Consider the following 22,782-nt stretch of genomic DNA (forward strand, 5'->3'; position numbering starts at 1 on the left):
GGCTCATTAACGTAGATTGAGAATCGGCCTAGTTCGACACAAAGTTGACCCTAATGAGCCGTACGAATCCGTTTCGCTGCGTCAACCATGCTGAAAGAAGCGCCATTAAGCAAATCTCCCAAGCATTTTTCCGCCGCTACAGCTTTTGACCGTACCTCTCATTCGTCAAAAAAGCCGCCCCGACGAAGGAGCGGCTGAAATGTGTCAAACGCGCACACAATTCCACTTTCCTACGCTGGCATGACCCAGATCAGGTTCTAAGGGACCAAAGCAAATGCTTTATCTCAGCCCATACAGGCGCCCCTAGTGGATTTCCTTGTTTGACTATAATCCTCTCGGCTGCGGTTTGTCAACCTTTCAAGTGCAGCTTTTCAAGTGGGACTGTCCTCCTGAAGAAGCGACAGCCAGCGGCGTGCCGTATTTTCCCAAGTGAACTGCCGCTCGATTCTTTCGCGGCCGCTGCGGCCCATGTTGATCCTCAATTCTTCATCTTTCAATAACTGAAGCAAACGCTCCGCAAGCTCCTCCTCCATCCGGTCGGGGAGCACCAAATATCCCGTCTCTTCGTGCACGACGACTTCTTTTATGCCGCCTGCACGTGAAGCGACGACCGGTATCCCGCACGCCATCGCTTCCACGTTGACCAAACCAAACGCTTCCCTTGCCCCCGACGGCACGACGGCCACATCCGCTGCCAAAAACCAGTCCGGTACTTCGTGATAAGGCACATAGGGAACGAATCGTACATGATGCGGATACTTTTTGCCAAGCCGCTGCAGCCCTCTGCTGTAACTTGTCGTCCGGTGTGAGCCGTAAAATGGGCTGCCCACGATGACCAACAGCACGTCCGGATGACAGGCAATGAGCCGAGGCATTATGCGCAGCAGATGATGGACGCCCTTGTAAGGCACCACCCTCCCCATATACAACACGACGCTGCGCCCTTCCCATTTTCGCGCCGATCTAAGCCGCTCCCGTCTTTCCTCTCCTTCCGGCGAATGCCGGGAAAGAAACCGCGACGGCTCCACCCCGATATGAACGACGCGCAGCTTGGACGCCGCTTCCGGAACCCTCTCCGCTACCGCCTCGCGCAAAAACTCGCTGTTCACAATAATCCGGTCTGCCAGCAGAAAGCTGCGCCGCAGCGAGGAAAGCGAAATCGCTTTAGGGCTAATAAAAGTCGTGGAATGCAGATTGAGCCATATTTTTGAATTCGGGTACCGTTTTTTTATTTTCTCTATATTCTTGGGACGGTTTTCCACTTGGACGATATCGGGCATGAACGACCGGATCGCCCTGCATATCCGCGCGATATACATACTTTTGTCCCCTGCCGGAAAACGTTCGCATCTGACGCCGCCAACATTGCCAATCCGTTTCAGCTTGCGGCCCGTCCGGCCATAAATCCGTACGGTAACCTCTGATTGGAGCAGCGGCGCCATCTTTTCAATCACCCGCTCCACGGAGCTGCTGCCCGGCGATGGAATCGGGAACGAACCCGGTGTCACAAAGGCGACTTTCGGTTTCGTCATCGGTCGTTTGTCTCCTTCCTGGCACAAATGCTACACCAGCGTATGCTTGACGGACAGGTTTGGTCACGCTTGACCGCGCCTGTCTTGCCCCGAGTTGAAACGGAAGGGTAAAGGGCGGCTTTTGCCCGAACTAACGCAGGCGGATAGCTGCATAACGATGCATGAAATTGGTAAAATCGTGGCGATTGATTTGTGAGGCAGGTTATGGCAAACTTATGCGAGACGATATTGGCTATGCCCAGTAAAGTGAGAGGACGTGAAGATACGGGCATGATGAAGTGGCTGCTTCGTTCCATGACTGAATTAAGCTCGCGCAAATGGATTTCCAGACTGACGGGCCGGTTTGCCCAGTCGCCAGCCAGCCGCCGGTTTATTCCGCGCTTTGCCCGGATGTACGGAATCCGCGTAGAAGAAGCGGAAAAAACGATGGCGGAATATGCAACGCTGAATGAATTTTTCACGCGGCGGCTGCGCCCCGGCATGAGGACGATCGACTCGTCTCCGGACGCGCTGGTCAGCCCGGTTGACGCTCTCGTCACCGGAGCGGGGCCAATCGAAAAGGGACTCCTTCTAAATGTCAAAGGGCAGGACTACACGATTGAGGAGCTGCTCAACCGTTCGCCCCGGCTGGAAAATTATATACACGGATTTTATATGGTGCTTTATTTAAGTCCGACGGATTATCATCGCATTCATTCCCCGGTAAACGGCACCGTTGTCGAACGTGAACATGTGCCGGGAAAAGTATATCCCGTCAACGAATTCGGACTGCGTCACATGCGCAAAGTACTAAGCCGCAACGAGCGGCTGATTACGTACATACAGCACGGAAAAGGCGAAATCGCCGTCGTTAAGGTCGGAGCGATGAATGTGAGCAGCATCCGTTATGCCGAGCCGAAGCGGGACGCATTGGCGAAAGGCGACGAGCTGGCATACTTCGAATTCGGTTCCACAGTCGTTCTGCTGACGGAAGAAAACACATTCCAACCCCGCGAAGATTTAAAGCCCGGGCTGAAGGTGAAAATGGGCGAGCTGCTCGGCCGGCTGTCGGATTGAATCCGCAGCCGGTTTTTTTCTAATTTTCTCTTGGTGCCGGTACTCCCGCCTAACAACTGCTGCTTTTTGCGATCTTTTGGATACTATCCCGCTCACTCAGGAAACCTTAGGGTTCGGGGTTAGTGATTAGAGATTAGAAATTTGAGATTTGAAATTAGGTATTAGAGTATCTCCCTTTCGAAAGAGGGTTCGTTAAGTTTGTACCGTAACTTCCTGAGTAAAAGGGATAGTGCCCGCAGGCTCATAAAACCAATACCTGTTAGTCAAGCAATCCATCCCCATTTCTCGTTTTCCGGACTTCCTCACCTTCCCGGACTAATTCTTTTGTTGACCCACTTCGGAAAACTGTTCCGACCGACCGGTCCAGATGCCGGATTTTTCAGGACCTGATGCCGGATTTTCGTCATATTCGATTGCTATAACCCGAGTTTGTGTGCGATCGCCCGGATTCGCTGCATACCGGCTGATATCTCGTCCTCGGTTAAATGACCGAAACCGAACGTGCCGCCGCTTTCGAGCGGCTTGTCGTGCCAATTGCCGGCGCCATCGCTCCAGCCCAGCCCTTCGCTGAGACAGGCATTTAGAAATGCGGAATACGAATCTTGTTCTCCTTTCCATGCGACATATTGATGAAGGCCCGAATTGGCCGGAACGAAAGAAAACATCCCGCCGGGAAGCCGCCGTAGCCCCTGCTGCAGTGCCGCGAGTCGCCTGCCGTAATGCCGGCGCATTCTGCGCAAGTGACGTCCGTAACCTCCGCTGCCCATAAAACGCGATAGTGCCCCCTGCTCCGTCAACCCTGCCGTGGACGGCTCGAACAACGATTTTGCCCTGCGAAAAGGTTCGGACAGCCACGGCGGAAGTACGGCGTAGCCGATACGAAGGCCGGAAAACATCGTTTTGGAAAAGGTGCCGATGTACACGACACGCTCCTGCCTGTCAAGCGACTTAAGCGGTTCAACGGGGCGACCTCCATATCGGAATTCACTGTCATAGTCATCCTCCACGATAAGCGCGCCGCGCTCAGCCGCCCAATGAAGAAGCGCCGTTCTGCGCTGGTGGCTGAGTACCGCTCCGGTCGGAAACTGCCTGCTGGGCGTTACGAACAGCAAGCTCGAATCCCAATGCCTAGGGACGATTCCTTGCTCATCGACGGAAGCGGATACGACTGCGCCGCCTGCCGCCGATACCGCCCGTTTAAATCCGCGGTAACAGGGATTTTCCAGTACGACCGAGATTCCCGGCTCTACCAGCAGCTGACAAAGAATACCGACCGCCTGCATGGAGCCATTAGTGAGTACAATATGCTCCGGCGATGCGACAATTCCGCGTTCCCGCCGAAGTTCCGAGGCAATTTTGCTGCGGAGCTGGAAGTCGCCTTCGGTCGGATTATCTTTTGCTAGCTTCGCGGTTCCGCTCTGGCGCACTTCTGCGTACATGCAGCTTTTCCACTCCGCCGTCGGAAACAATCGCTCATCCGTCAATCCAGCCGAAAAAAGCTGTCCGCGCTCTTCTCCTACGGTTCGACCTTCCGTCTCATGAGTTGCCAACAGGCGCCTGGCCCATGCTGTCCCCGCAAACGAAAAGCCGTCCCGATTGGGACTTGCTGCAGATGACTCGGCGATAACATTTTTAACCGGAGAACTTTTCGCAGCCGCATGCCGTATAGGGCCGGAGTCCGGCGGCCGGTAGGCGGTGAAGGTGCCGCTCCCTTTACGGGCGGTGACGTATCCTTCGGAGTACAGCATATCGTAGGCCTCAGTGACGACGCCTCTGGAGACTCCGTACATTGCGGCCAAACTGCGTGAGGAAGGAAGCCGGGTGCCATAAGGGAGCTGTCCGGACAAAATCGCTTCGCGCAGCGATTCATAGAACGCCATATGTTTCGTTCCCGCATCCAGCAGGAAGCGATCGTAAGCAAGTCTAAATTCGAACAATATCATTCCCCTCCTCTGGCCCAACTTTAACATAGTGGACTATTAAAATCGATAGAATGTGGACCTTTTTTGATATCCAATTCCGCGATATGCTGTTTGAAAACAAGCGGATGGCTGCTGCGGTCCAGCTTGGAGCGATTGGCCCTCGTGAGGTTGCTTAGCCCGGCTTGGATCGGTAGGATCCACATAGCCTGGCCTAGCCCCGCTTGGACGAGCCGGATGGACTTTATGAACCGGCTCGGTTCGGCAAGCGATCGGGGCAATAAAAAGGAGGTCTTGCTTACATGCGCAGGGAAGAATTTGATGAGACGGAAAATGAAGCTGAAGTAGAATCGTTTTTGAACGAAATGTCTTTCGGGTTTTTGGGAACCGTTCTGGAAGACGGAAGCCCCGGCGTTACCCCGCTTAATTACGTCTATTTGAACGGAAACATTTATGTTCACGGAAGCCGGGCCGGGGAAAAAATGCGAACGTTGAAGAAAGAAGACCGGGTAACCTTTTGTGTGGCCAAAGAATACGCGGTCATTCCTTCTTACTTCTCGGATCCTGTTATGGCCTGTCCGGCAACAACCTATTTCAAATCGGTCGTGCTGAAAGGAACGGCTTCGCAGCTGGAAGAATCCGAGGAGAAAGCGGCGGCGCTGGAAGCGCTGATGCAAAAACTGCAGCCCGAGGGCGGATACAAAACGATTACGGCGGGCGACCCCGATTACGTGCCGCGTTTGAAAGGGGTGGCCGTCATCCGGATCAAGGTCGATCAAATGAGCGCCAAATTCAAGTTCGGCCAAAATTTGGCGGCCGACAAACGCCGCTCGCTCACAGATCAACTGGAGCGCCGCGGATGCCCTTTTGACCATGAAACCGCGTCGCTGATGAACCGTTACGCCCCGCCTGATAATTAATAAAGACACGGCAAAAACCCGTTTTCCACAGCTCCTTCCGGTCATTGCTTTGTTGTTTGACCAAGATGAGAAACCGCGGTACGCGGGTTTTTGCTTTTGTATTTGTATTTGTATTTGTATTTGTGTTGTTTGTTATCGAGCTCTAACCGGCTTAATAAATCTCTTGCGCGGCATCCTGCTGCTCATTTGTCGTTTCAGACGGACGTTTGACAAGCGTGACGGTAACGCGGTGCTTTCCGCCGTCCCGACTGAGCATTATTCCATCTTCCGTCTGCGCGGCTTGAGCGTCGCGCCCGGAGCTTCCGGGATGTGCATCGCTGACGGTTTGCGCACCGCTGACACTTTGCGCACCGCTGACGGTTTGCGCATCGCTGACGGGATGCCGATGGCTGCCGTCCGTCACGATTTGATAGCGCTGATCCGAATCTTCGCCGGTAAGCCCTTCGGGATTCAGCACCGTAATTTCGTACGTCGATTCGCCATAGCGATAGCGGACAGCGAACTGTTTCCAGCTGCGCGGTGCGCAAGGACGGACGTATAGACGCTCGTGTATTTTCCGCACGCCGAGAATCCATTCGACACCCGCCTGGTACATCCACCCCGAGGCGCCCGTATACCACGTCCACCCGGAACGTCCTTTATGAAGATCGGTTGAATAAACGTCAGCAGCCATCACATACGGCTCGCCGGCATACTGCCGAACGTCTCCCGGCGATTTGGTATGGTTGACCGGGTTCAGCAGATGGAACAGCTCGCCCGCCTTGTCCCCGTCGCCAAGCACGCTCCAGGCGACAATGCTCCAGATGACGCCGTGCGTGTATTGGGCGCCGTTTTCGCGGATGCCCGGAGGATACCCTTGGATGTAACCCGGGCTCGGGTCGGTGCGGTCGAAAGCCGGCGTAAGCAGCTTCGCCAATGCCAGATTGCGGTCCACAAGCTCCCGGTCGAACGAATGCATGGCGCTGCTGGCCCGCTCCGGCGGCGCTCCGCCGGAAATGACGGACCATGACTGGGCGATGGCGTCGATCCGGCATTCACTGTTCTGGCTTGCGCCGAGCCAGCGTCCTTCGTCGGTCCGCGCGCGGCGGTACCATTGGCCGTCCCACGCATGCTCGTTGATGGCGGCTGCGATTTTGTCCCGGGATTTGCGGTAATGAACCGACCGGACCTTGTCGCCCCGGCGCTCGCAAACAGCGGCAAAACGTTCCAGCACGTCGCATAGAAACCACCCGAGCCAAACGCTTTGACCTTTTCCGTCGTCGCCAACGGAGTTCATCCCGTCGTTCCAATCGCCGATTCCCATCAGCGGAATCCCTTGCTCCCCATAGGCGAGGCTGCGGTCGATGGCGCGAACGCAATGCTCATACAACGTGCCTTCGCCGCCGGAGGCAACGGTCGCTTCGTAGCGCTCATGCTCGCCTTTGCGAAGAGGCTCGCTTTGCAGAAACGGCCGTTTTTCCGCAAAAACGTCCCAATCGCCGGTATGGACGGCATACCGTGACGCCGCATAAGGCAGCCAGAGCAAATCGTCGCTGTAAAGCGTGCGGATGCCCCGCTCCGTTTCTTCATGCCACCAGTGCTGAACGTCGCCTTCTTCATATTGATGGGAGGCGTGCAGCAGCAGCTGGGAGCGCGTCAAATCCGGCCGCGTATGCAGCATCGCGAGCGAATCCTGCAGCTGGTCGCGGAATCCGTAAGCCCCTCCGGCTTGATAAAAAGCCGTTCGGGCCCACATCCGGCAGGAAAGCGCCTGATAAAGGAGCCAGCCGTTTACAAGCAGATTAAATTCCCGGTCAGGCGTTTGTACGGTAAGCTGTCCGAGCAGCTCTTCCCAATGCTTGGTTGTCTCGGCATAAGCCCTGCTGCATCGCTTCGGATCGCCGAATGCCTCCGCCAGCTTGTGCGCTTCCTCCCGGGAAGACGCGGCTCCCAGCACCGCGTAGACGGTCCGCTCTTCGCCGGCATCAAGCATCACCTGCGTTTGAATGGCGCCGCACGCGTCATACTGAGTGCCGGAGAAGCCGGACAGCTTTCCTTTTCCAAAAGCGCCGGGCCGTCCCAATGATCCGTCTCTCCCGATAAATTCGCGGCGGTCCGACGTCCACGACAGCTCCTCAATCGAAACCCCGTCACCGCACAGAAGCAAAAAAGCGGTCGTATCCCGGAACGTTTCCTGGTAGCCGCTTCGGGCATAAAGGCTGGCCGCTGCGCCGTCCCATTCCGTAACAGTGTAAGGCGCGCTCCCGTCCTTGCTGACGCCGAGCACCCAACTGCAGTAGTAAGCAGCCGACAGAAAACGGGGGCGGCCGGAATCGTTGCGCAGCTTAAGCTCTACGATTTTGACCGGATCTTCTGGCGGCACATAGACCGTCATCGTCTGCCGGATTCCCGAATATTCCGATTCAAACCGGCTGTAGCCCCGGGCATAAGACACCTGGCAAGGCTCGCCTGGCAGACCTGGAGACGGGGCAGCTGTCCAAACCCTGTCGTCTTCCTCATCATATACATAAAACGCTTCCCCCGGCGGATCGAGAACCGGATCGTTGCTCCATGGCGTCAGCTTGAACTCCCGGCTGTTGCTGTACCATGTATATCCCGTTCCAAGCTCGGTCACTAGGGTGCCGAACTTCGGGTTGGCCATCACATTGCTCCAAGGCGCCTGCAAATGTTTGCCGCCGCGCAGCAGAATGCGGTATTCACTGCCGCTCTCCGCGAATCCGCCCCATCCGTTAAATAGCTGCAGGTTATCCGCGAGATCCGCAGCGGAAACCGGGGGGCGGGCGGCCGCATAAGGTGCTTGCGGCTCATCGTAGGGAATGGTTCCGGCTAACGCAGCCTGCTCCATGTGAGTGGATTGCCCGGTTGCCGCTCGATGTTCCGTAAACGCGGACTGCGCGGTTGCCTTGTGATTGCGGCCCGGGAAGCCTGCCTTATATTTAAGCTGTGCCGTAAGACTCGCTCCACCCGCTTGAAGCAGGACACGGGAAACCGCCATCACCAGCAGCAGCTCCTCCTCGGACCGTTGATTCGCCGCTACCGGATAAATGCCGCCAGGCACTTCATACGGCGGGTAGCTAGACATCTGCTCCACGGCCCGATGAAGCTCGTCCTGCAAATCCTGCTGGTAGCCGCCCGCCGATTCGTTCAGCAGCACAAGATCGAACGATACGCCTTTGCGCCGCAAATAGCTGTGCCCGTTGATCATGCGCCTGACAAAGCCCATATTTTCCCTATCCCGGACCGTGACGGTTACGATCGGCAAATCGCCCGAAATGCCCATCGGCCATAATCCGGACTGGCCTTTGCTATTGGCGGCAATCGCCTTTTTCCTGGCATCCCGCAGCGGCGGAGTATACAAGATTTGCGCTGCCAGCGTATGAAACGTTTCCGCCTCCGCCGCCGACAAATGCTGATGGCGCAGTTCGATCTGGCTGTGCGTAAAAGCGAGCTGAAACGCGCTTTCCACCTGCTGCGCGCTGTGCAGCTTCGTCACGATGCCGACCGCTTCCCCGCGGGAGGCAGCGACGCCGCTTATCATATGGGCGCTGACCGCAGCTCCCGGCGGCACCCGCAGACGCCGGCGGATTATGAACGCCGGGTCAAGCACCGGCCCGGTTGACCCCGACAGCCGGGCGGCGGCGCTGACCGGCCTTGCCAGCGAATGACCACGTCCGATAAAGCATGAGCGGTCGGTATCGAATTCCATTGGCCCGACGCTTTCCCCGTCGACCAGGAGCGCATGAACGGCCCAAAGCGTTTCGTCATCCGGCGAACGCGGACGCCGGTAAGCAAGCAGACCCCCGCTGTCTTCGTCCAAAGCCGTCTGCACGAACAGCTTGCTGAACGCGGGATGCGCATTGTCTGCCGCCGGCGGCGCAAGCGTAATTTCCACAAAAGTCGTCACTTCCAGCAAAACTTCGGCCGCTCCATTATTTGTCAGCCGAAGTCTGCGCAGCTCGGCATTATGTTCGGAAGACACGCATATCTCCATCACCGTGTCCACATCGCCGTCGGTCCGCGAAAATTCCGCACGGTCCGGCATAAACCGAACTTTGGCATTGTCCCCCTTGACGCCGGTCGGATACAGGGAAGGCGACCATATTCCGCCGCTGCTAACATTGCGAATATAGACGGCACATCCGCCGGTCTCCGTAACGGGATCTTCCCGCCAGCGGGTAAGCGCCGTCTTGCCGGATCGGATATAGCCGCTTCCGGACGCTGTGACCACGGACGAGAAGGAGCCGCTTCCGAGCACGCACACTTCCGGCGTATACGTAACCGGGTCCGTAAATTCACGGACCGGTCTGGCGTTTGCGAATGCGGAGGAGCGGGGCTGTTTCGACCTTAGCACCGGCGCCTCGATCAGCGCCGCCTTCTCCGGTATCCGCTCCTGAAGCAGCAGCTCCGCCGCGCGCACGCGTTTATCGGCGTGAAACCGCTGCTGCATGCTGCGGGGCAGCAGCAGATTGCCGAGCGTGAGCAGGCTCATGCCTTGATGATGAGCCATAAAGCTGCGGATCAGCATTTGGGTTTTGCCTTCCGGCATCCGGCTCGGCGTGCAGTCAATCGCTTCATAGAAGCCGTATTTTCCTCTCGCGCCGAGTTTTTCAAGCCGCTCCAGATTTGCGAGCCCATCGCGAACCTGCAGCGGCAGCGCCATGACGGCCGCATAAGGAGCAAGCACCAGATCGCGCTCCAATCCGCGCTGGAAGCCGAGGCCGGGCACGCCGAAGGCGCGGTATTGGTAATTCAACGCATGGTCGAACGCGTAGTAGCCGGATTCGGAAATGCCGTACGGCACGCCGTTGCGGCTTGCAAACTGCCGCTGTCTTTTCACGACGCCCCGAAACGTGCTGTCCCAAACCGTATTGCGGTACGTCCGCATGATGAGCGAAGGCATTAAATATTCGAACATCGTGCCCGACCAGGAAAGCAAAGTCGGAAACCGGCCGATTCGCGTCATCGCGCGGCCGAGGCGGAACCAGTGCGAAACGGGAATCTGGCCGAGCGCGATTGCAAGAAAGCTCGCCTGCCTCGCTTCGGAAGCGAGCAGATCGTACAAAATCGTCTCACGCCGGTTCAGTCCGGCATGAAACCCCAGCGTCAGCAACCGTGCCCCGTCGTCATAAAGCGGCCGGAAATCCGTGTCGGCAATGAGGCGCTCAAGCCGCCCCAGAAGCCGCTTTCCCTCCGGCGGCCAATTCGTGCCGAAATCCTGCCGCATCCACTCCGAAAGCCCTTCCTTGACCGTGATCAGGTAGGCTACAAAATTGCCGGAGTCAACGGTGGATACATAAAGCGGAGCAAGCGGGGCAAGCGTCCGGGTATCGTACCAGTTGTACAGATGGCCCGCCCATTTTTCCATCCTTTCGACCGTTCCGACCGTCCGCTCCACAGTCATGAGCAGCGTATCTGTGGTAATAAAGCCAAAATCGCGGGCGGTTACCGCACAAGCAAGCATCAGGCCGATGTTGGTCGGCGAGGTCCGGTGTGCGGTTCCTTTCGCCGGGTCGATCTGCACATTATCCGGAGGGAGCCAGTTGTCCTCCTCCCCGGCAAAATCGGTGTAATACGCCCATATTTGCGCCGCCAGCTTGGTTAGTTCCTCCATTTCGTCTGCGGTCAACCGAATCCGGTTAGTGCGCGGACGAGCGTTCAAATAATGGACGGCCGGCGGCGCCAATAACCAAACGGCGCTCAAAACAGCCGCCGCGGCCGCATAGCCCGGTGCAGCGAACCAAAAGGATACAGCGGCGTACAATACGGCCAAAGCGTACCCATAGCGTAGACCGATGATGCTGCCTCCCGCGCCCCCGCGCCCGTCTTCGCGGCGGTCAATCTCCGCCGAGCTGACCCATTCCAGCAGACGGCGCTTTGAAACGCCGAGCCGGTACAGCGTCCGGGCAATAGCATCGGCCATAAGCACCGTTTGGTACGGCAGCGTAATGACAGTAAGCGCCGACTGCATCAAAGCGGCTGCCGCGGTACGCGGATGGCGGACCCAATTGCCGACCGGAAAAAGCGAACGTACGACCGGGATGAAAAAAGTCAGAACAGCCGCGGCAAGCAGTACGCCTCTTGTCCCCGCAGGGAAAAAAGCGCCGAGCAGCAGGAGCAGGTACAGCGCCGGAGCCATCAGGCTTCTGCGCATATTGTCGATCATTTGCCAGCGGGTTATCGCGGACAAATCGACCGGGTGCAGCGTGCCGCCGCAGTCTTTCACTTCGGAGCGCAGCCAGCACAGCAGCTGCCAATCCCCCCGCACCCAGCGGTGCAGACGCTGCTGGTAGGAGCGGAAGGTGACGGGATGCCCGTCAATAAGCTCGATATCCGAGAGCAGTCCGCCCCGCAAAAAACCGCCCTCCAGCAAATCGTGGCTCAGCACACGGTTTTCGGGTATGCGCGCCGAAAGAAGCTCTCTGAATACCGGCACGTCAAAGATGCCCTTCCCTGTAAAAATCCCTTCGCCAAGCCCATCCTGATACGGGTCGGATACCGCAAAAGCGTATGGGTCGATACCCGGATTCCCGGCCCACAACGCGGCGAGCCGCGATTTGTCCGCCGATTCCCGGCTGATCGCGATCCGCGGCTGCAGCACCCCGTAGCCTTGGGTTACCCGCGTCCGCGTTTCGTTCATGCGGGGCCGGTTAAACGGCAAATGAATGGAACCGACCATCCGCTGGGCGCTGCCGATCGGCAGCTGCGTGTCCGCATCGAGCGTGATCAAATACCGGATCCGGTCCAAAACGGTCCGGTCGTGTCCAAAGTCCATAAACCCGGTGTTCTTTTCTCCCGCGAGCAGCCGAACAAATTCAACCAGCTTGCCCCGTTTCCGTTCCCATCCCATCCAGACCGATTCCGATTCATTCCATACCCGCCTGCGCTGAAAATAATGAAAGGTGGTTCCGACAGCTGCGTCGTCCGGATTCGAATAGCGGCGGTTCAGCTCCATAATGCGCCTTCCCGCCGCAGCGAGAAGCGCTTCATCCTGATCGGTCGTTTCGGAGGAAGCGTCGGCAAAATCCCCGAGCAGCGCAAAATGGAGCCGGGGATCGCGGTTGGCCAAATAATGAAGCTCAAGCTTGTCCGCCGCTTCATGCACCTCCTCCGGCTTTGACCAGATGACGGGAATGACGACCATCGTCTCCGCTTCCCCGGGAATACCGGCGGCGAAGTCGTAACGCAGCAGCGGGCGGGACGGCATCATCTTGCCAACGAGCGCGTGCAGGGCGGTTACCGCCCATTCCGACGCCGGCAGCAGGGCAAGCGCTCCGAGGAGCAGCCAGCCCGCTGCCGGCAGCCTGCCGCCATACCCGCCGGCCGCAATCAGGAGCGCTGCAAAGACGGCAAATAAGCCTCCGAGCAGCATAAAATAAACGTGAACGCGCCGGCGCAGAAGGCCGTTCTCCAGAAGACGGCGCGGGCTCGTGCAATCCTTGAGCGACTGCCTCAGCTGCTGCGCACCTTCCGCTTCAAGCAAATAGTAGGCGGCAAAAGCTTGGCGCGGCAGCATGTCCGCCGAGCCGTCCGCCAAAACGGCGGCGCCGCCGGCATTTGTTACCGCTGAAGGTTCTGCCGCGGGGGAGTTGGCGGCAGCAATAGCCGCCGCTCCCTCTGCCGCCGTGGCAGAAGCGTCCGCCTTGACGGAGAAGCGGTCCCCGCCGTTTCCCGGCGGCTCCCCTTCCGCCGGCGTCTGCGCAGCAGCCGGCGCCGCAAAGCGGTTTGCCAGCAGCACCGCCCGCTCCGCGACCAGATTCTCGGGTACGCCCAGCCTTCCGGCAAGCTTTGCGACCCTAAGCCGCAGCGTGCCGCGGCTCGTTGCATCCATCAGCGGATAGCTGCCTGCCAGCTCCCCTGACAGTGTCCGCTCCGAGAAGCTGATCGCTTCCAGCGCGGGTTCCCAGTCCGCCCGCTCCGCATCGCGCAAGCTTTGAATCAGGCGGCCGGCAGCCATCTGGTAAGAAGCCTGCAGCTTATGCTCATAGGCCGTCAGTCTGCCCAGACTTTCATCGCCGTTCTCAAGCCGGCCGGCGAGCCAAGCGCGGACAACGGCCGGGTCGTCGCACCATTCCCGCAAGTAGCCGACCAGGTGTACGATAACGGCGCCAGACAACGGCAGCTGTTTCCCCGCTTGTTCCATCGCGGCGACGATGGCACCCGCATCCGGACGCGATGCCCCCGCAAGCACCGGCTCCAATATCGCTTCAGCCTGACGGCATGCGTCGTGACGCTCACGCACTTCCCCGAACAGCTCGCCGAGCCGGTTGATCAGCCTAAAGCGCAGCGCCAGCGGCAGCGTCCACGTCTCGGCGTTTGTCAACACCGCCACTTCCTGATAAGCATTCGTATAGGTTAGGAACGACGGCAAATCGAAGCCGCCTTCCGTTTCATCCAGATAGCTCCCGCACAGCGCTTCAATGCGGGTCTCGCCGCTCTTGCGAATGACAGGCAGCCCGCGCAGACAGCCGCTGCGAAGCTCTTGGCGTATTCCATAACCCTGTTCTTCGATAAATTCGGCATGATCGAGCAGCCACTCTCCGGCCGGCTGCGGGCAGCTCGCTCCTTCCGCTCCCAAATCCGCGGCAAGCGACACAAGCTGAGCAAGCTGGCGGTCAAGCATCAGACGCTGTCTGCCCCGGTTGATCCTCTGCCTTCTCACGTCGTGTGTAAGCGCAAGCCTGCGCGCACGCTCCTGAAGCTGTTCTGTAAGCTGAATCATGAGTCCCCCTGGGTCCTTTAATCGAAGTGTCGATACACCTAAGTAAATATTCCCAAAGCGGCGGAATTTTATGACTTAACAGGCTGCGGCGCACAAAAACATGCCTTCGATAAATAGTGAAAACGACATCCGCAATTTCAAAATAGGCTTTGAAACTAAGTATTCCTGCCGGATTTTCAGGTTTTTTCCTTAAGCGTGAAAAAAAACGTCCCGATGTAGTCTCCATCCGCAAAAAAATGTTATAATAGCACCCGAACAATTCCTTACGGAGAATTCCCGTAAAGACATATTGAGTTGAAAAGGATGGAATCTATCCATGAACCCACTTGCCCAGCAGTTAAACGAAACGTTGGAGCGGGAAAATGCCAACGTTTACGCCATGTTATCCGGTCTTGGCAAAGCCATTTATTTTCCGAAAGAGGGCATCTTGAGCCAGTCGGCCGAAGCGAAAAGCAAAGCGAATAAATTTAACGCGACGATCGGCATTGCAACCGAGGACGGCGGCCCGATGCACTTGAAGGTCATTCAGGACACCTTGTCGGCATACGATCCGAAGGATCTGTACGTTTATGCGCCGCCGGCCGGGAAACCGGAGCTGCGCAGCGTCTGGCGCGCCAAGATGATGAAGGAAAACCCTTCTTTGGAAGATAAAAGCTTCGGCAGCCCGATTGTGACCAATGCGCTGACGCACGGCCTCAGCATCGTGGCCGACCTGTTCGCGGACGCTGGCGACGCCGTCATCATTCCGGATAAAAACTGGGAAAACTATGAGCTGACTTTTGGCATACGCCGCGGTGCGGCGATTGTGGAATATCCGTTATATAATGAGCACAACCGCTTCAATGCGGAAGGTTTGCGGCAGGCGCTGCTTGCGCAGAAGAACAAAGGCAAGGCGATCGTCGTCCTCAACTTCCCGAACAACCCGACCGGCTACACTCCGGGTCCGCAGGAAGGGAACGAAATCGTTGCGGCAATCCGCGATGCCGCCGAAGCCGGCATTAATGTCGTGGCCGTTACGGACGACGCCTACTTCGGTCTTTTCTTTGAGGAATCGCTGCATGAATCGCTGTTCGGCAAGCTGGCCGATCTTCATCCCCGCGTGCTGGCGGTCAAAGTCGACGGCGCGACCAAGGAAGAATATGTGTGGGGCTTCCGTGTCGGCTTCATCACTTACGCCTCCCCGTCCGAAGCGGTGATGAACGCTTTGGAGCAAAAAACGCTCGGCATTATCCGCGCCACCATTTCCAGCGGCCCGCATCCGTCGCAGACGTTCGTGCTGAAGGCGCTCCAGTCGCCGGAATTCGAAGCGCAAAAAGACGAGAAATTCGAAATTATGAAAAAACGCGCCAACCGCGTAAAGGATCTGCTCGACAGCGGCCGCTACGAAGGCGCATGGACCTATTATCCGTTCAACTCCGGTTACTTCATGTGCCTCAAACTGACGAACACCGATGCGGAATCGGTGCGCAAACGGCTGCTGGACGCGTACGGCATCGGCACGATCGCGCTGGGCGAAACCGATCTGCGCGTTGCGTTCTCCTGCACCGAAGAAGCGAATTTGGAGGAGCTGTTCGACAGCATCTACAAAGCCGTGCAGGATTTGCAGCAGTAAGATTCCAATCCTATATGGGTGATGCGGAGTGAATCCATCACCATAAAATCAAACAAAGAAGCTTCCGGCACCACTTGTTGAAGTGGCCGGAAGCTTCTTTTTCATTTCTTTATCATGAGGACTGCCCGGGTCCGTTGAAGATGAGCGACCGTGCTTTCTTTTTATACGTTTCCCCCCACTGCTTCATCTGGAGGATAATAGGTTCCAGCGTTCGGCCGAATTCCGTAAGCGAATATTCGACCTTTGGAGGCACCTGTTGATACACCTCCCGGTGAATGACCCCGTCCTCTTCCAGCTCTCTAAGCTGAAGAGTCAGCATTCGCTGCGTGATGGAAGGGCATATTTTTCGAAATTCGTTAAATCGTTTCGTTCCATCAATGAGATGGTAGAGCAGAACCCCTTTCCACTTCCCGCCGATCACATCAAGCGTAAATTCAACGGGGCACCCTTCGCCTTCCGGACAACCGCCATACCCGCTTTTGCGATCCCGCATGAAGTGCAGCTCCTCTCCATCAAAATTAACGAACCCACTCCACGACTTGCTCGATCGATTGTCTCGTTTTCGATTGCGGCTCACGTACACGGTATCCGAAAGCAACCATGCAGGCAAGCTCGAAGTTTCCTTTCAGGATGCCTTCTTCTTTCAAAATCTGCTCTACCTTTTCTTTATCGAATCCTTCGATCGGGCAGGAATCGATTCCGACTTGCGCGGCTGCTGTCATCATATTGCCTAAAGCGATATACGTTTGCCGGCAGCCCCATTCGAAAATAATCCGGTCGCTTTCGAGCAGCTTGAAATCATTTTCGAGGAAATTGCCGTATACCTGCCCTTTGCCTTGCTGGACGGCCTCAGGGAGCAGTTGGACATCCTTCATCATCCCCCAGATAAATGCGGAGTCGGCAACCATATCGGCCCTCGTGCGGGAGAGAACGACCACAAAATGGCTCGATGTCGGAAGCTGTTTCTTTGCGCCCCAAGTAAACGGAAGCAGCTGCTCGCGCAGCTCCGCGTTTTGGATGACAACGAATTTCCAAGGCTCAAATCCAAATGAGCTTGGCGACAAACGTCCCGTTTCAAGAATAAAGTCGAAGTCGGCATCGCTTATTTTTTTCGCCGGATCAAACTCCTTGCAAGCATGCCGAAATTGAAACGCCTCAATAATGCGGTCTTTAATTTGAATGCTATCTTTAACTTGTTCCATGATGGTATCCCCTTCCTTTTCCGGTCGTTATGTCTTTTTATGATTGAACGGTATATTTTTTTAATTGGATCGGCTTTGCAAGCAACGGTTTCGTTTGATGCAAAAATTGAAGGAGGTGCGGAGTTTCGTTATGAATCGCAACCGCTTGCTCGTCCTTCCACTCCTCTACCATAATCAGCACATTCGGCTGATCGACGTCCCGGTACAAGGCGTAGCTGATATTTCCGGGTTCGGCCGTTGAGCTCTCGATCAGCGGCTTCGTTTGTTCCATGAACGCCTCGAGCGCATCGGTTCTCACATGAAAATAAGCGTGAATAATAACCATACACAAGTCCTTTCTTGTAACAGCAATGGCATTTTTCGGTACCCATCTAACGTTTGCAGCCGGCCGACTACTTATCCAGAATAGTATAAAACGATTAAAAACGTAAGTACGCACATTCATGTTGTATAGTATCTATTTATATACCATAAACGTTGAACAGACGGTGTCACGTTCGGGCAAAATAAGCTTGGAATTCCTGTACATTCGGAGGTTTTCCATCTCAGCATACGGTTTCGATCGATAAAAACTGCACATTTGCAGGCTCGGCTGCGAAAGTTGCCTTAGTCAACGCCGGGAAGACGCGGAAAAAGACCTCCAACTCCGCGTTGCTTAGCGGAACTGGAGGTCTTATCGTCATATTGGGACTCGCTCATTCATGCGAACTGTTGTGAGACAGCGGCCGGCGCAGGCCGCCGACGGAGCTAGTCTTCTTCCTGATCGGCGGATAGCTTGCGCCTTAGACGCGCCGGCCGGAGCAGCAGCAGGTATGCGGCTGTCGCCCCGACACCGGCTGCGGCAGGGGCAAGATGACCCGCCGCCATAAGGGGCATTGTCAGCGCAAGCAGCAGCGGAACCGCCAGCGCAGCATTAGCCGCACGGTCGACGGCCAGCAGCGAGCGGTTGCGCCTCTCTTCGGGCAGCGGATAGACATGCCGCCAGACCGAGAAACGATGCGTCAGCCGCAGCGCCGACAACTGCACCCCGGCAATGCCAAGAAACAACAGCTGCACCGCTGCAGCGCCCCACCCCGCCAGCCAGGCCGCATCGGACAGCCAATAAACGACCAGCAGCCCGAGCAGAAGCAGCCGCAGCAGAATGCCGCCCAGCTCCGTACGGATCAACGTCAGCGTGTACCAATACCGGTAAGCGTTCGATTTCCGCAGCGTTATTAGGCTTGGGATCCAAGCGGCGTAAGGACGTTTGTAGACCCGTGGCGGAAGAGCGGGGACATCGACGAACAGACCGAGAAAACGGTAATAGCGGCTGCGCGTTCTCTCTTCCTCCTCGATCAGCCGCTCCCAAGGAAATGACAGCCTGCGCGGCAGCCGGTATGCCGCAGCCAGCAGTGCGGCTGCCGGGAGCGTGAACAGCAGCGCTTTCCATGGCTCCACGGTCAGAAAAAAAGAAACCGCCACAGCCGTCAGCAGCCACCTAAGCAGCCGCGCAAGCCGCCTGGCGCCGCTCCACGCCATCCGGCGCTCCTGCCACGAAGCAACCGTATTGGCCGCAAACAGCGCCGCGGTCATGACGGCAAGCGTCCAGGCGCCTGCATTTCCGCTGCCCGCTTCGCTCCGGTACAGCGGCCAATAAACCGCCAGCGCCGCCAGCGCAAGAGCGGTTCCCGGCAGCAGGCTGCGCCGGATCGAACGCCCGATGTAGGCGGGCATAGCCGGCTCCAGCCGAAGCAGAAAGACCGTATCCGCCGGCTGCAGCCACGTCCGCAGCGGGCTCCGGCAGAGCAGCGGCGTCAGCAGCAAGACCCCGGCTGCCATTACCGGAAAATCCGGAGGGATATCGCGGATAAATGTGCCGTAACCGACCGAAGCGAGTATGAGCAGCAGCACGCTAAAACCCGGGAATCCGCTTTGCACGACGTAGCCCATATAAGGCATCATTTCGCTGCGGAAAGCGCCGGCCCGCCGCTTCCATAATTGCTCAAGCTCCCGGTTCATCGGAATCTTCCTCCACGAGCCGGTAAAACGCTTCTTCCAGCGTTCCGCCGCTGCCGGCCGCGGCTCTTACGTCGGCGAGCGTTCCCTGCGCCGCCACGCGGCCGCGGTGCAGCACAATGTAGCGGTCGCAATACGTCTCCACCGTGGACAAAATGTGCGAGCTCATCAAAATCGCCGCTCCGCGCCGCTTCTCTTCCATCAGCCGCTCCAGCAGCGACCGGATGCCGAGCGGGTCGAGTCCCAGGAAAGGCTCGTCGATAATATATAGGGCCGGCTGGATGAGCAGCGCGTTCATGATCATCACCTTCTGCTTCATCCCTTTGGACAGATGGGCGGCAAACGCCTTCCGTTTGTCCCGCATCCGGAATTCGTCCAGCAGCATTTCCAACCGCCGGCTGAATGGTTCCCGCTCCAGCCCGTATGCCATCGCGGTCAGCCGCATATGCTCCTCCACCGTCATCTCGTCAAAAAGAACCGGCGTTTCGGGCACATACGCGAATGCCCCCCGGTACGCTTCCGGATCCTGTTCCAGCTCCGCCGCCTGCACCTTCACCCGGCCTGCGTGCGGTTTCATCAGCCCGAGAATATGTTTGATCGTCGTGCTTTTGCCCGCGCCGTTGAGGCCGATCAGGCCGACCATCTCGCCGGCTTCCACATGAAAACCGACCTGATGCAGCACCGGGCGTCTCGGGCTGTAGCCTCCCGTCAAGTCTTCCACCTGCAAAATAGGTTCCGGTTGCATCCTCATTCACCTCATCACCCCCCATTATAGCGGAGCGGCTTCAGGAATGGAAACAACCGGAAACGGGCAGAGAGATTCAGCGCTCTTCTTTTCTTAACCATTTTGACCAGATGAGGTAAACGATTATCGGCATCGGCACCTGGATCAGCCCCCAAAGACCCCAAAACCAGCGCCGCTGCCCCTTCCGGCCCGCATGTACAAACAGCCATGTACTCTGGATGAGCAGCACGAGACAAAGCAGCACCCATAAGTACCACGGGATATCCGCCGGAGTTACCTGCGTTCTATTCATGACGGACCATCCGCCTTTGCAGCCGCCGCCGGCGCCATAGGAATCCGATAGCTGCGCCCGCTGCAACCGTTGCTGCCGCCTGCAAGATGAGGACGGCTTCGAAGAAACGGGCATAGCTCCAAAGCATCAGCGCAATGATGAGTAGAGCGATAAGCCAGAACATGCACAGATCCCTCCACAGGCGCTGGCGCTTCTCCGCTTGCACCGCCCGCACAAGTCCTTCCAGATCTTCCAGGGAAGGCGCCGTATCCCGTACCGAGCGGTCAACGATCGCAAGCTGCTGCGTCAGCTTTGTCTCAAGCTCCGGCCTGTTCTCTTCATCCTGCTTTCCGTTGTCATGCATTGCTCTCCAGCTCCTTTCGTACAAACGCGATTCCGTGATGGACGCGGGACTTGACGGTGCCGGTGCTCACATTCGTCATCCGGCCGATCTCCTCATACGTATACCCGTAATAATGCTTCAAAACAACCGATGTCCGCTGCTCATCCGGCAGCAGAGACAACGCTTCAACCATTTCCGGCCACCCGTCTTCCGCCTCGTTTATTTCTGACATCAGCTGTGCGGTGCCGTACTCCCGCTGCAAGCGGCTGCGTCTCGATTGTTTGCGTTTTTCATCCAGAAACAAACGGGTGGCGATTTTGACCAGCCAGGTCGAAAATGCCGCCCGGCCTTCAAAGCTGTGAATTTGCTCAATAGCCTTGATCATCGTCTCCTGCGTCAAATCTTCGGCCAGCGACGGCTGCAGCGATATTTTCATCAGATAGCGCTTGACGTACAAATAATGATTTTGCAAAAGAACGGCAAACGCGCGTTCATTTCCTTTTTTGGCTTGTTTGATCAGCTGCGTCTCGTCCATGGCAACTCCATCTTAAACGTGATGTTCCAAAAAGGTATGCCGTTCGTTCCATTTGGCAAGCGATTGCAGCAGAAAAACGTTAATGACCAGCAGCACAGCGCCGATTACGAGCAGCACGAGCGGGCTCAACAAGAGCAGTCCGGTCGCCTGGCTGACAACAAGACCGAGCACCGGCAGCACGACGAGACCCCCGAGCTGGAACGCTTCCTGGAACCCTTTGACCTTGGCGGAAATAAATACGTTGATCAAAATAACAAACACGCTGACAACCGGCACCACGACCAGCATCAACACGAGCCAGCTTACATTCGGAAAAATCAGCCGGCCGAACATCGGATAAGCAACGGCATCGACCACGATCCCGTATGCCGCAAAAGCGCCCGCCGTCAAAAGGATCGACGGCACGAAAGCAGCCAGCATTTTTCCGAGAAACAGCTCTTTCATCGTGATCGGCGTATACAGCAGCCCTTCCAGCGTTTTGCGCTCTTTTTCGCCGGCGAAACTGTTGGCCGTAATGATGCTGGACGACATGATCGGAATAAGCAAAAAGAACGGCGCGAACATATACAAACTGAGATAATAAACGAGCCGGTGGTTATCGGTCGGCATCGATGTGAGGTCCGGCTGCCCGCCGGAACCTGAAACCGACTGCAGCAGCGGCAGCAGCTTTTCGAAATTGCCCAGAGCGGACAAATCAAGCAGCCGCGACGCGATAAGCAGGCCTCCCGGCAGCACAACGCCCATCAGCAGCGGCACGATCAGCATCGGCAGCCATAGCTGAACGCTCGCGCGCACCGCGTATATATCTTTTTTGGCAATCGTCCAAACTGCTTTTTTATCCGGCATGAGTGCTCCTCCTAATTTGAAAATAAATACTTTCCAGATCGGCGTTTCTCGTCTTCGCTTCGTACAGCTCCCCGGCGCCGGTGAGCCGCCGCAGCAGCTCCGGCATCCGTTCGCGGCCCGGCACCGTAAACCGGAAGCGGTCATCGCCCAGCCGAACGGGATGGAACTCGGCGAACCTCTCGAGCGGCTCGCCAAGAACCGCCTCTACCTCCACCGTCCGCTCGCGAATATATTTTCGTTCAAGCTCTTTTCTCGTGCCTTCCTCGAGTTTGGTCCCGTTCTCCATAAAAAGAAACCGGGTGCACACCTCTTCCAGCTGGCTCAGAACATGGGAGCATATGAGAACCGTCGTTTGCTCGTATTTGTTGAGCGTTTTAATATGCTCCAGGACGCGCTGCGTTCCGTCGGGGTCAAGCCCGTTGGTCGGCTCATCGAGCAGCAGGACGGCCGGTCGATGCAGCAGCACCTTGGCGAGGCCTAGCCTTTTTTTCATGCCCGTACTGTACGTTCCGACGCTCCGCTCCACAAAAGGACGGAGCTCCAGCAAATCAATCAGCTCCTCGATGCGCCCGGGATTGCCGACGCGGAACAGATCGGCAAAAAACTTCAGGTTCGCCCGCCCGCTCATATGCTCATACAATCCCGGCTGTTCCGTAAGCGTCCCGCATAAAGAACGCACCTGCTCCCCCTGCCGTATCGGGTCCAGCCCCTGCACCCTCACCTGTCCCGACGTCGGGGCGAGCAGGCCGTTCAGCAGCCGTATAATCGTTGTTTTGCCGGCGCCGTTCGGCCCTAGCATGCCGACGATTTCCCCTTTGCCGATCCGCAAATCCAGCTCTCTCACGGCGCGGTTGCCGCCGAACGTCTTTGTCAATTGCCGCGTGTCAATCATAAAATCCCTCTCCTTAAAATCGAACTCCGGTGACTTTGATTCCTCTCGGCCTTCCTTTTCACCGTTCATTCCGGCCTTTTCCTGTTTGACGCGCGGCACAGCCGAATCGTTCAATACCTCCAAATAAATTTTTCCGGCGAAAAAAACAGAAAGCGGGCCCCTCGTTACAGGGGCCCGCTTACGGTGCTTGAAGCG

Annotated in this window: 16 protein-coding genes and 1 riboswitch; of the genes, 3 read left to right on the forward strand and 13 right to left on the reverse strand. The window is 57.0% G+C overall.

Features of this window, described 5'->3' with window-relative positions; translation table 11 throughout:
* Nucleotides 1-210: 210 nt before the first annotated feature.
* Nucleotides 211-315, reverse strand: a riboswitch (TPP riboswitch).
* A 56-nt stretch (nucleotides 316-371) separates the two neighbouring features.
* The gene (locus tag VN24_RS01940; protein ID WP_045669047.1) at nucleotides 372-1,532 is read right to left on the reverse strand and encodes a glycosyltransferase family 4 protein; all 1,161 of its coding nucleotides are present in this window, start codon (nucleotides 1,530-1,532) and stop codon (nucleotides 372-374) included.
* Between the two features lie 270 nt (nucleotides 1,533-1,802).
* On the opposite strand from VN24_RS01940, the gene asd reads away from it, so the two are divergent.
* Nucleotides 1,803-2,588: an archaetidylserine decarboxylase gene (gene asd / locus VN24_RS01945; RefSeq protein WP_045669048.1), complete on the forward strand. Its 786-nt coding sequence runs from the start codon at nucleotides 1,803-1,805 to the stop codon at nucleotides 2,586-2,588.
* 416 nt (nucleotides 2,589-3,004) lie between these two features.
* Here asd and pdxR read toward each other — a convergent pair whose 3' ends face one another.
* On the reverse strand, nucleotides 3,005-4,525 hold the full coding sequence (gene pdxR, locus VN24_RS01950) for a MocR-like pyridoxine biosynthesis transcription factor PdxR (RefSeq protein WP_158453633.1): 1,521 nt from the start codon (nucleotides 4,523-4,525) through the stop codon (nucleotides 3,005-3,007).
* Between the two features lie 284 nt (nucleotides 4,526-4,809).
* Between pdxR and VN24_RS01955 the strand changes: the two genes are divergently transcribed.
* Nucleotides 4,810-5,427, forward strand: a complete 618-nt coding sequence (locus tag VN24_RS01955) for a pyridoxamine 5'-phosphate oxidase family protein (RefSeq protein ID WP_045669050.1) — start codon at nucleotides 4,810-4,812, stop codon at nucleotides 5,425-5,427.
* A gap of 151 nt (nucleotides 5,428-5,578) precedes the next feature.
* Here VN24_RS01955 and VN24_RS01960 read toward each other — a convergent pair whose 3' ends face one another.
* A complete protein-coding gene (locus VN24_RS01960) occupies nucleotides 5,579-14,146 on the reverse strand; it encodes a glycoside hydrolase family 94 protein (RefSeq protein WP_052702737.1) in 8,568 nt (2,855 codons plus the stop codon).
* Nucleotides 14,147-14,462: 316 nt separating this feature from the next.
* Here VN24_RS01960 and VN24_RS01965 point away from each other — a divergent pair, with 316 nt between their 5' ends.
* Nucleotides 14,463-15,758, forward strand: a complete 1,296-nt coding sequence (locus VN24_RS01965; protein ID WP_045669051.1) for an aminotransferase class I/II-fold pyridoxal phosphate-dependent enzyme — start codon at nucleotides 14,463-14,465, stop codon at nucleotides 15,756-15,758.
* A gap of 112 nt (nucleotides 15,759-15,870) precedes the next feature.
* Here VN24_RS01965 and VN24_RS01970 read toward each other — a convergent pair whose 3' ends face one another.
* From VN24_RS01970 to VN24_RS02015, 10 genes are all read right to left on the reverse strand, one after another.
* On the reverse strand, nucleotides 15,871-16,251 hold the full coding sequence (locus VN24_RS01970; RefSeq protein ID WP_045669052.1) for a winged helix-turn-helix transcriptional regulator: 381 nt from the start codon (nucleotides 16,249-16,251) through the stop codon (nucleotides 15,871-15,873).
* Between the two features lie 25 nt (nucleotides 16,252-16,276).
* Complete coding sequence (locus VN24_RS01975; protein WP_045669053.1) at nucleotides 16,277-16,960, reverse strand: NAD(P)H-dependent oxidoreductase; 684 nt, start codon at nucleotides 16,958-16,960, stop codon at nucleotides 16,277-16,279.
* A gap of 37 nt (nucleotides 16,961-16,997) precedes the next feature.
* Nucleotides 16,998-17,285 (reverse strand): putative quinol monooxygenase, encoded by a 288-nt coding sequence (locus VN24_RS01980; protein WP_045669054.1) that lies wholly within the window; start codon nucleotides 17,283-17,285, stop codon nucleotides 16,998-17,000.
* Nucleotides 17,286-17,707: 422 nt separating this feature from the next.
* Entirely contained in the window at nucleotides 17,708-18,958 is a 1,251-nt protein-coding gene (locus VN24_RS01985; RefSeq protein WP_045669055.1) for an ABC transporter permease, read from the reverse strand.
* Complete coding sequence (locus VN24_RS01990; RefSeq protein ID WP_045669056.1) at nucleotides 18,942-19,700, reverse strand: ABC transporter ATP-binding protein; 759 nt, start codon at nucleotides 19,698-19,700, stop codon at nucleotides 18,942-18,944. The genes VN24_RS01985 and VN24_RS01990 overlap by 17 nt, the downstream gene beginning before the upstream one ends.
* Nucleotides 19,701-19,776: 76 nt before the next feature.
* Entirely contained in the window at nucleotides 19,777-19,992 is a 216-nt protein-coding gene (locus tag VN24_RS01995) for a hypothetical protein (protein ID WP_045669057.1), read from the reverse strand.
* Nucleotides 19,985-20,335, reverse strand: a complete 351-nt coding sequence (locus VN24_RS02000) for a YxlC family protein (RefSeq protein WP_045669058.1) — start codon at nucleotides 20,333-20,335, stop codon at nucleotides 19,985-19,987. The genes VN24_RS01995 and VN24_RS02000 overlap by 8 nt, the downstream gene beginning before the upstream one ends.
* On the reverse strand, nucleotides 20,328-20,849 hold the full coding sequence (sigY, locus tag VN24_RS02005; protein WP_045669059.1) for an RNA polymerase sigma factor SigY: 522 nt from the start codon (nucleotides 20,847-20,849) through the stop codon (nucleotides 20,328-20,330). The genes VN24_RS02000 and sigY overlap by 8 nt, the downstream gene beginning before the upstream one ends.
* A gap of 12 nt (nucleotides 20,850-20,861) precedes the next feature.
* Nucleotides 20,862-21,695: an ABC transporter permease subunit gene (locus VN24_RS02010; protein WP_045669060.1), complete on the reverse strand. Its 834-nt coding sequence runs from the start codon at nucleotides 21,693-21,695 to the stop codon at nucleotides 20,862-20,864.
* Nucleotides 21,685-22,587, reverse strand: a complete 903-nt coding sequence (locus tag VN24_RS02015) for an ABC transporter ATP-binding protein (protein ID WP_045672875.1) — start codon at nucleotides 22,585-22,587, stop codon at nucleotides 21,685-21,687. Before VN24_RS02015 ends, VN24_RS02010 begins: the two co-directional genes overlap by 11 nt.
* Nucleotides 22,588-22,782: the final 195 nt, after the last annotated feature.

This window comes from Paenibacillus beijingensis, assembly GCF_000961095.1.
GTDB classification, from domain to species: Bacteria; Bacillota; Bacilli; order Paenibacillales; family Paenibacillaceae; genus Paenibacillus_O; species Paenibacillus_O beijingensis.

Bases quoted from the DNA above. Each gene is read 5' to 3' on its own strand.
- VN24_RS01940 (WP_045669047.1), bottom strand. From the start codon at position 1,532: ATGACGAAACCGAAAGTCGCCTTTGTGACACCGGGTTCGTTCCCGATT.
- asd (WP_045669048.1), top strand. From the start codon at position 1,803: ATGATGAAGTGGCTGCTTCGTTCCATGACTGAATTAAGCTCGCGCAAA.
- VN24_RS01955 (WP_045669050.1), top strand. From the start codon at position 4,810: ATGCGCAGGGAAGAATTTGATGAGACGGAAAATGAAGCTGAAGTAGAA.
- VN24_RS01960 (WP_052702737.1), bottom strand. From the start codon at position 14,146: ATGATTCAGCTTACAGAACAGCTTCAGGAGCGTGCGCGCAGGCTTGCG.
- VN24_RS01965 (WP_045669051.1), top strand. From the start codon at position 14,463: ATGAACCCACTTGCCCAGCAGTTAAACGAAACGTTGGAGCGGGAAAAT.
- VN24_RS01970 (WP_045669052.1), bottom strand. From the start codon at position 16,251: ATGCGGGATCGCAAAAGCGGGTATGGCGGTTGTCCGGAAGGCGAAGGG.
- VN24_RS01975 (WP_045669053.1), bottom strand. From the start codon at position 16,960: ATGGAACAAGTTAAAGATAGCATTCAAATTAAAGACCGCATTATTGAG.
- VN24_RS01980 (WP_045669054.1), bottom strand. From the start codon at position 17,285: ATGGTTATTATTCACGCTTATTTTCATGTGAGAACCGATGCGCTCGAG.
- VN24_RS01985 (WP_045669055.1), bottom strand. From the start codon at position 18,958: ATGAACCGGGAGCTTGAGCAATTATGGAAGCGGCGGGCCGGCGCTTTC.
- VN24_RS01990 (WP_045669056.1), bottom strand. From the start codon at position 19,700: ATGCAACCGGAACCTATTTTGCAGGTGGAAGACTTGACGGGAGGCTAC.
- VN24_RS01995 (WP_045669057.1), bottom strand. From the start codon at position 19,992: ATGAATAGAACGCAGGTAACTCCGGCGGATATCCCGTGGTACTTATGG.
- VN24_RS02000 (WP_045669058.1), bottom strand. From the start codon at position 20,335: ATGCATGACAACGGAAAGCAGGATGAAGAGAACAGGCCGGAGCTTGAG.
- sigY (WP_045669059.1), bottom strand. From the start codon at position 20,849: ATGGACGAGACGCAGCTGATCAAACAAGCCAAAAAAGGAAATGAACGC.
- VN24_RS02010 (WP_045669060.1), bottom strand. From the start codon at position 21,695: ATGCCGGATAAAAAAGCAGTTTGGACGATTGCCAAAAAAGATATATAC.
- VN24_RS02015 (WP_045672875.1), bottom strand. From the start codon at position 22,587: ATGATTGACACGCGGCAATTGACAAAGACGTTCGGCGGCAACCGCGCC.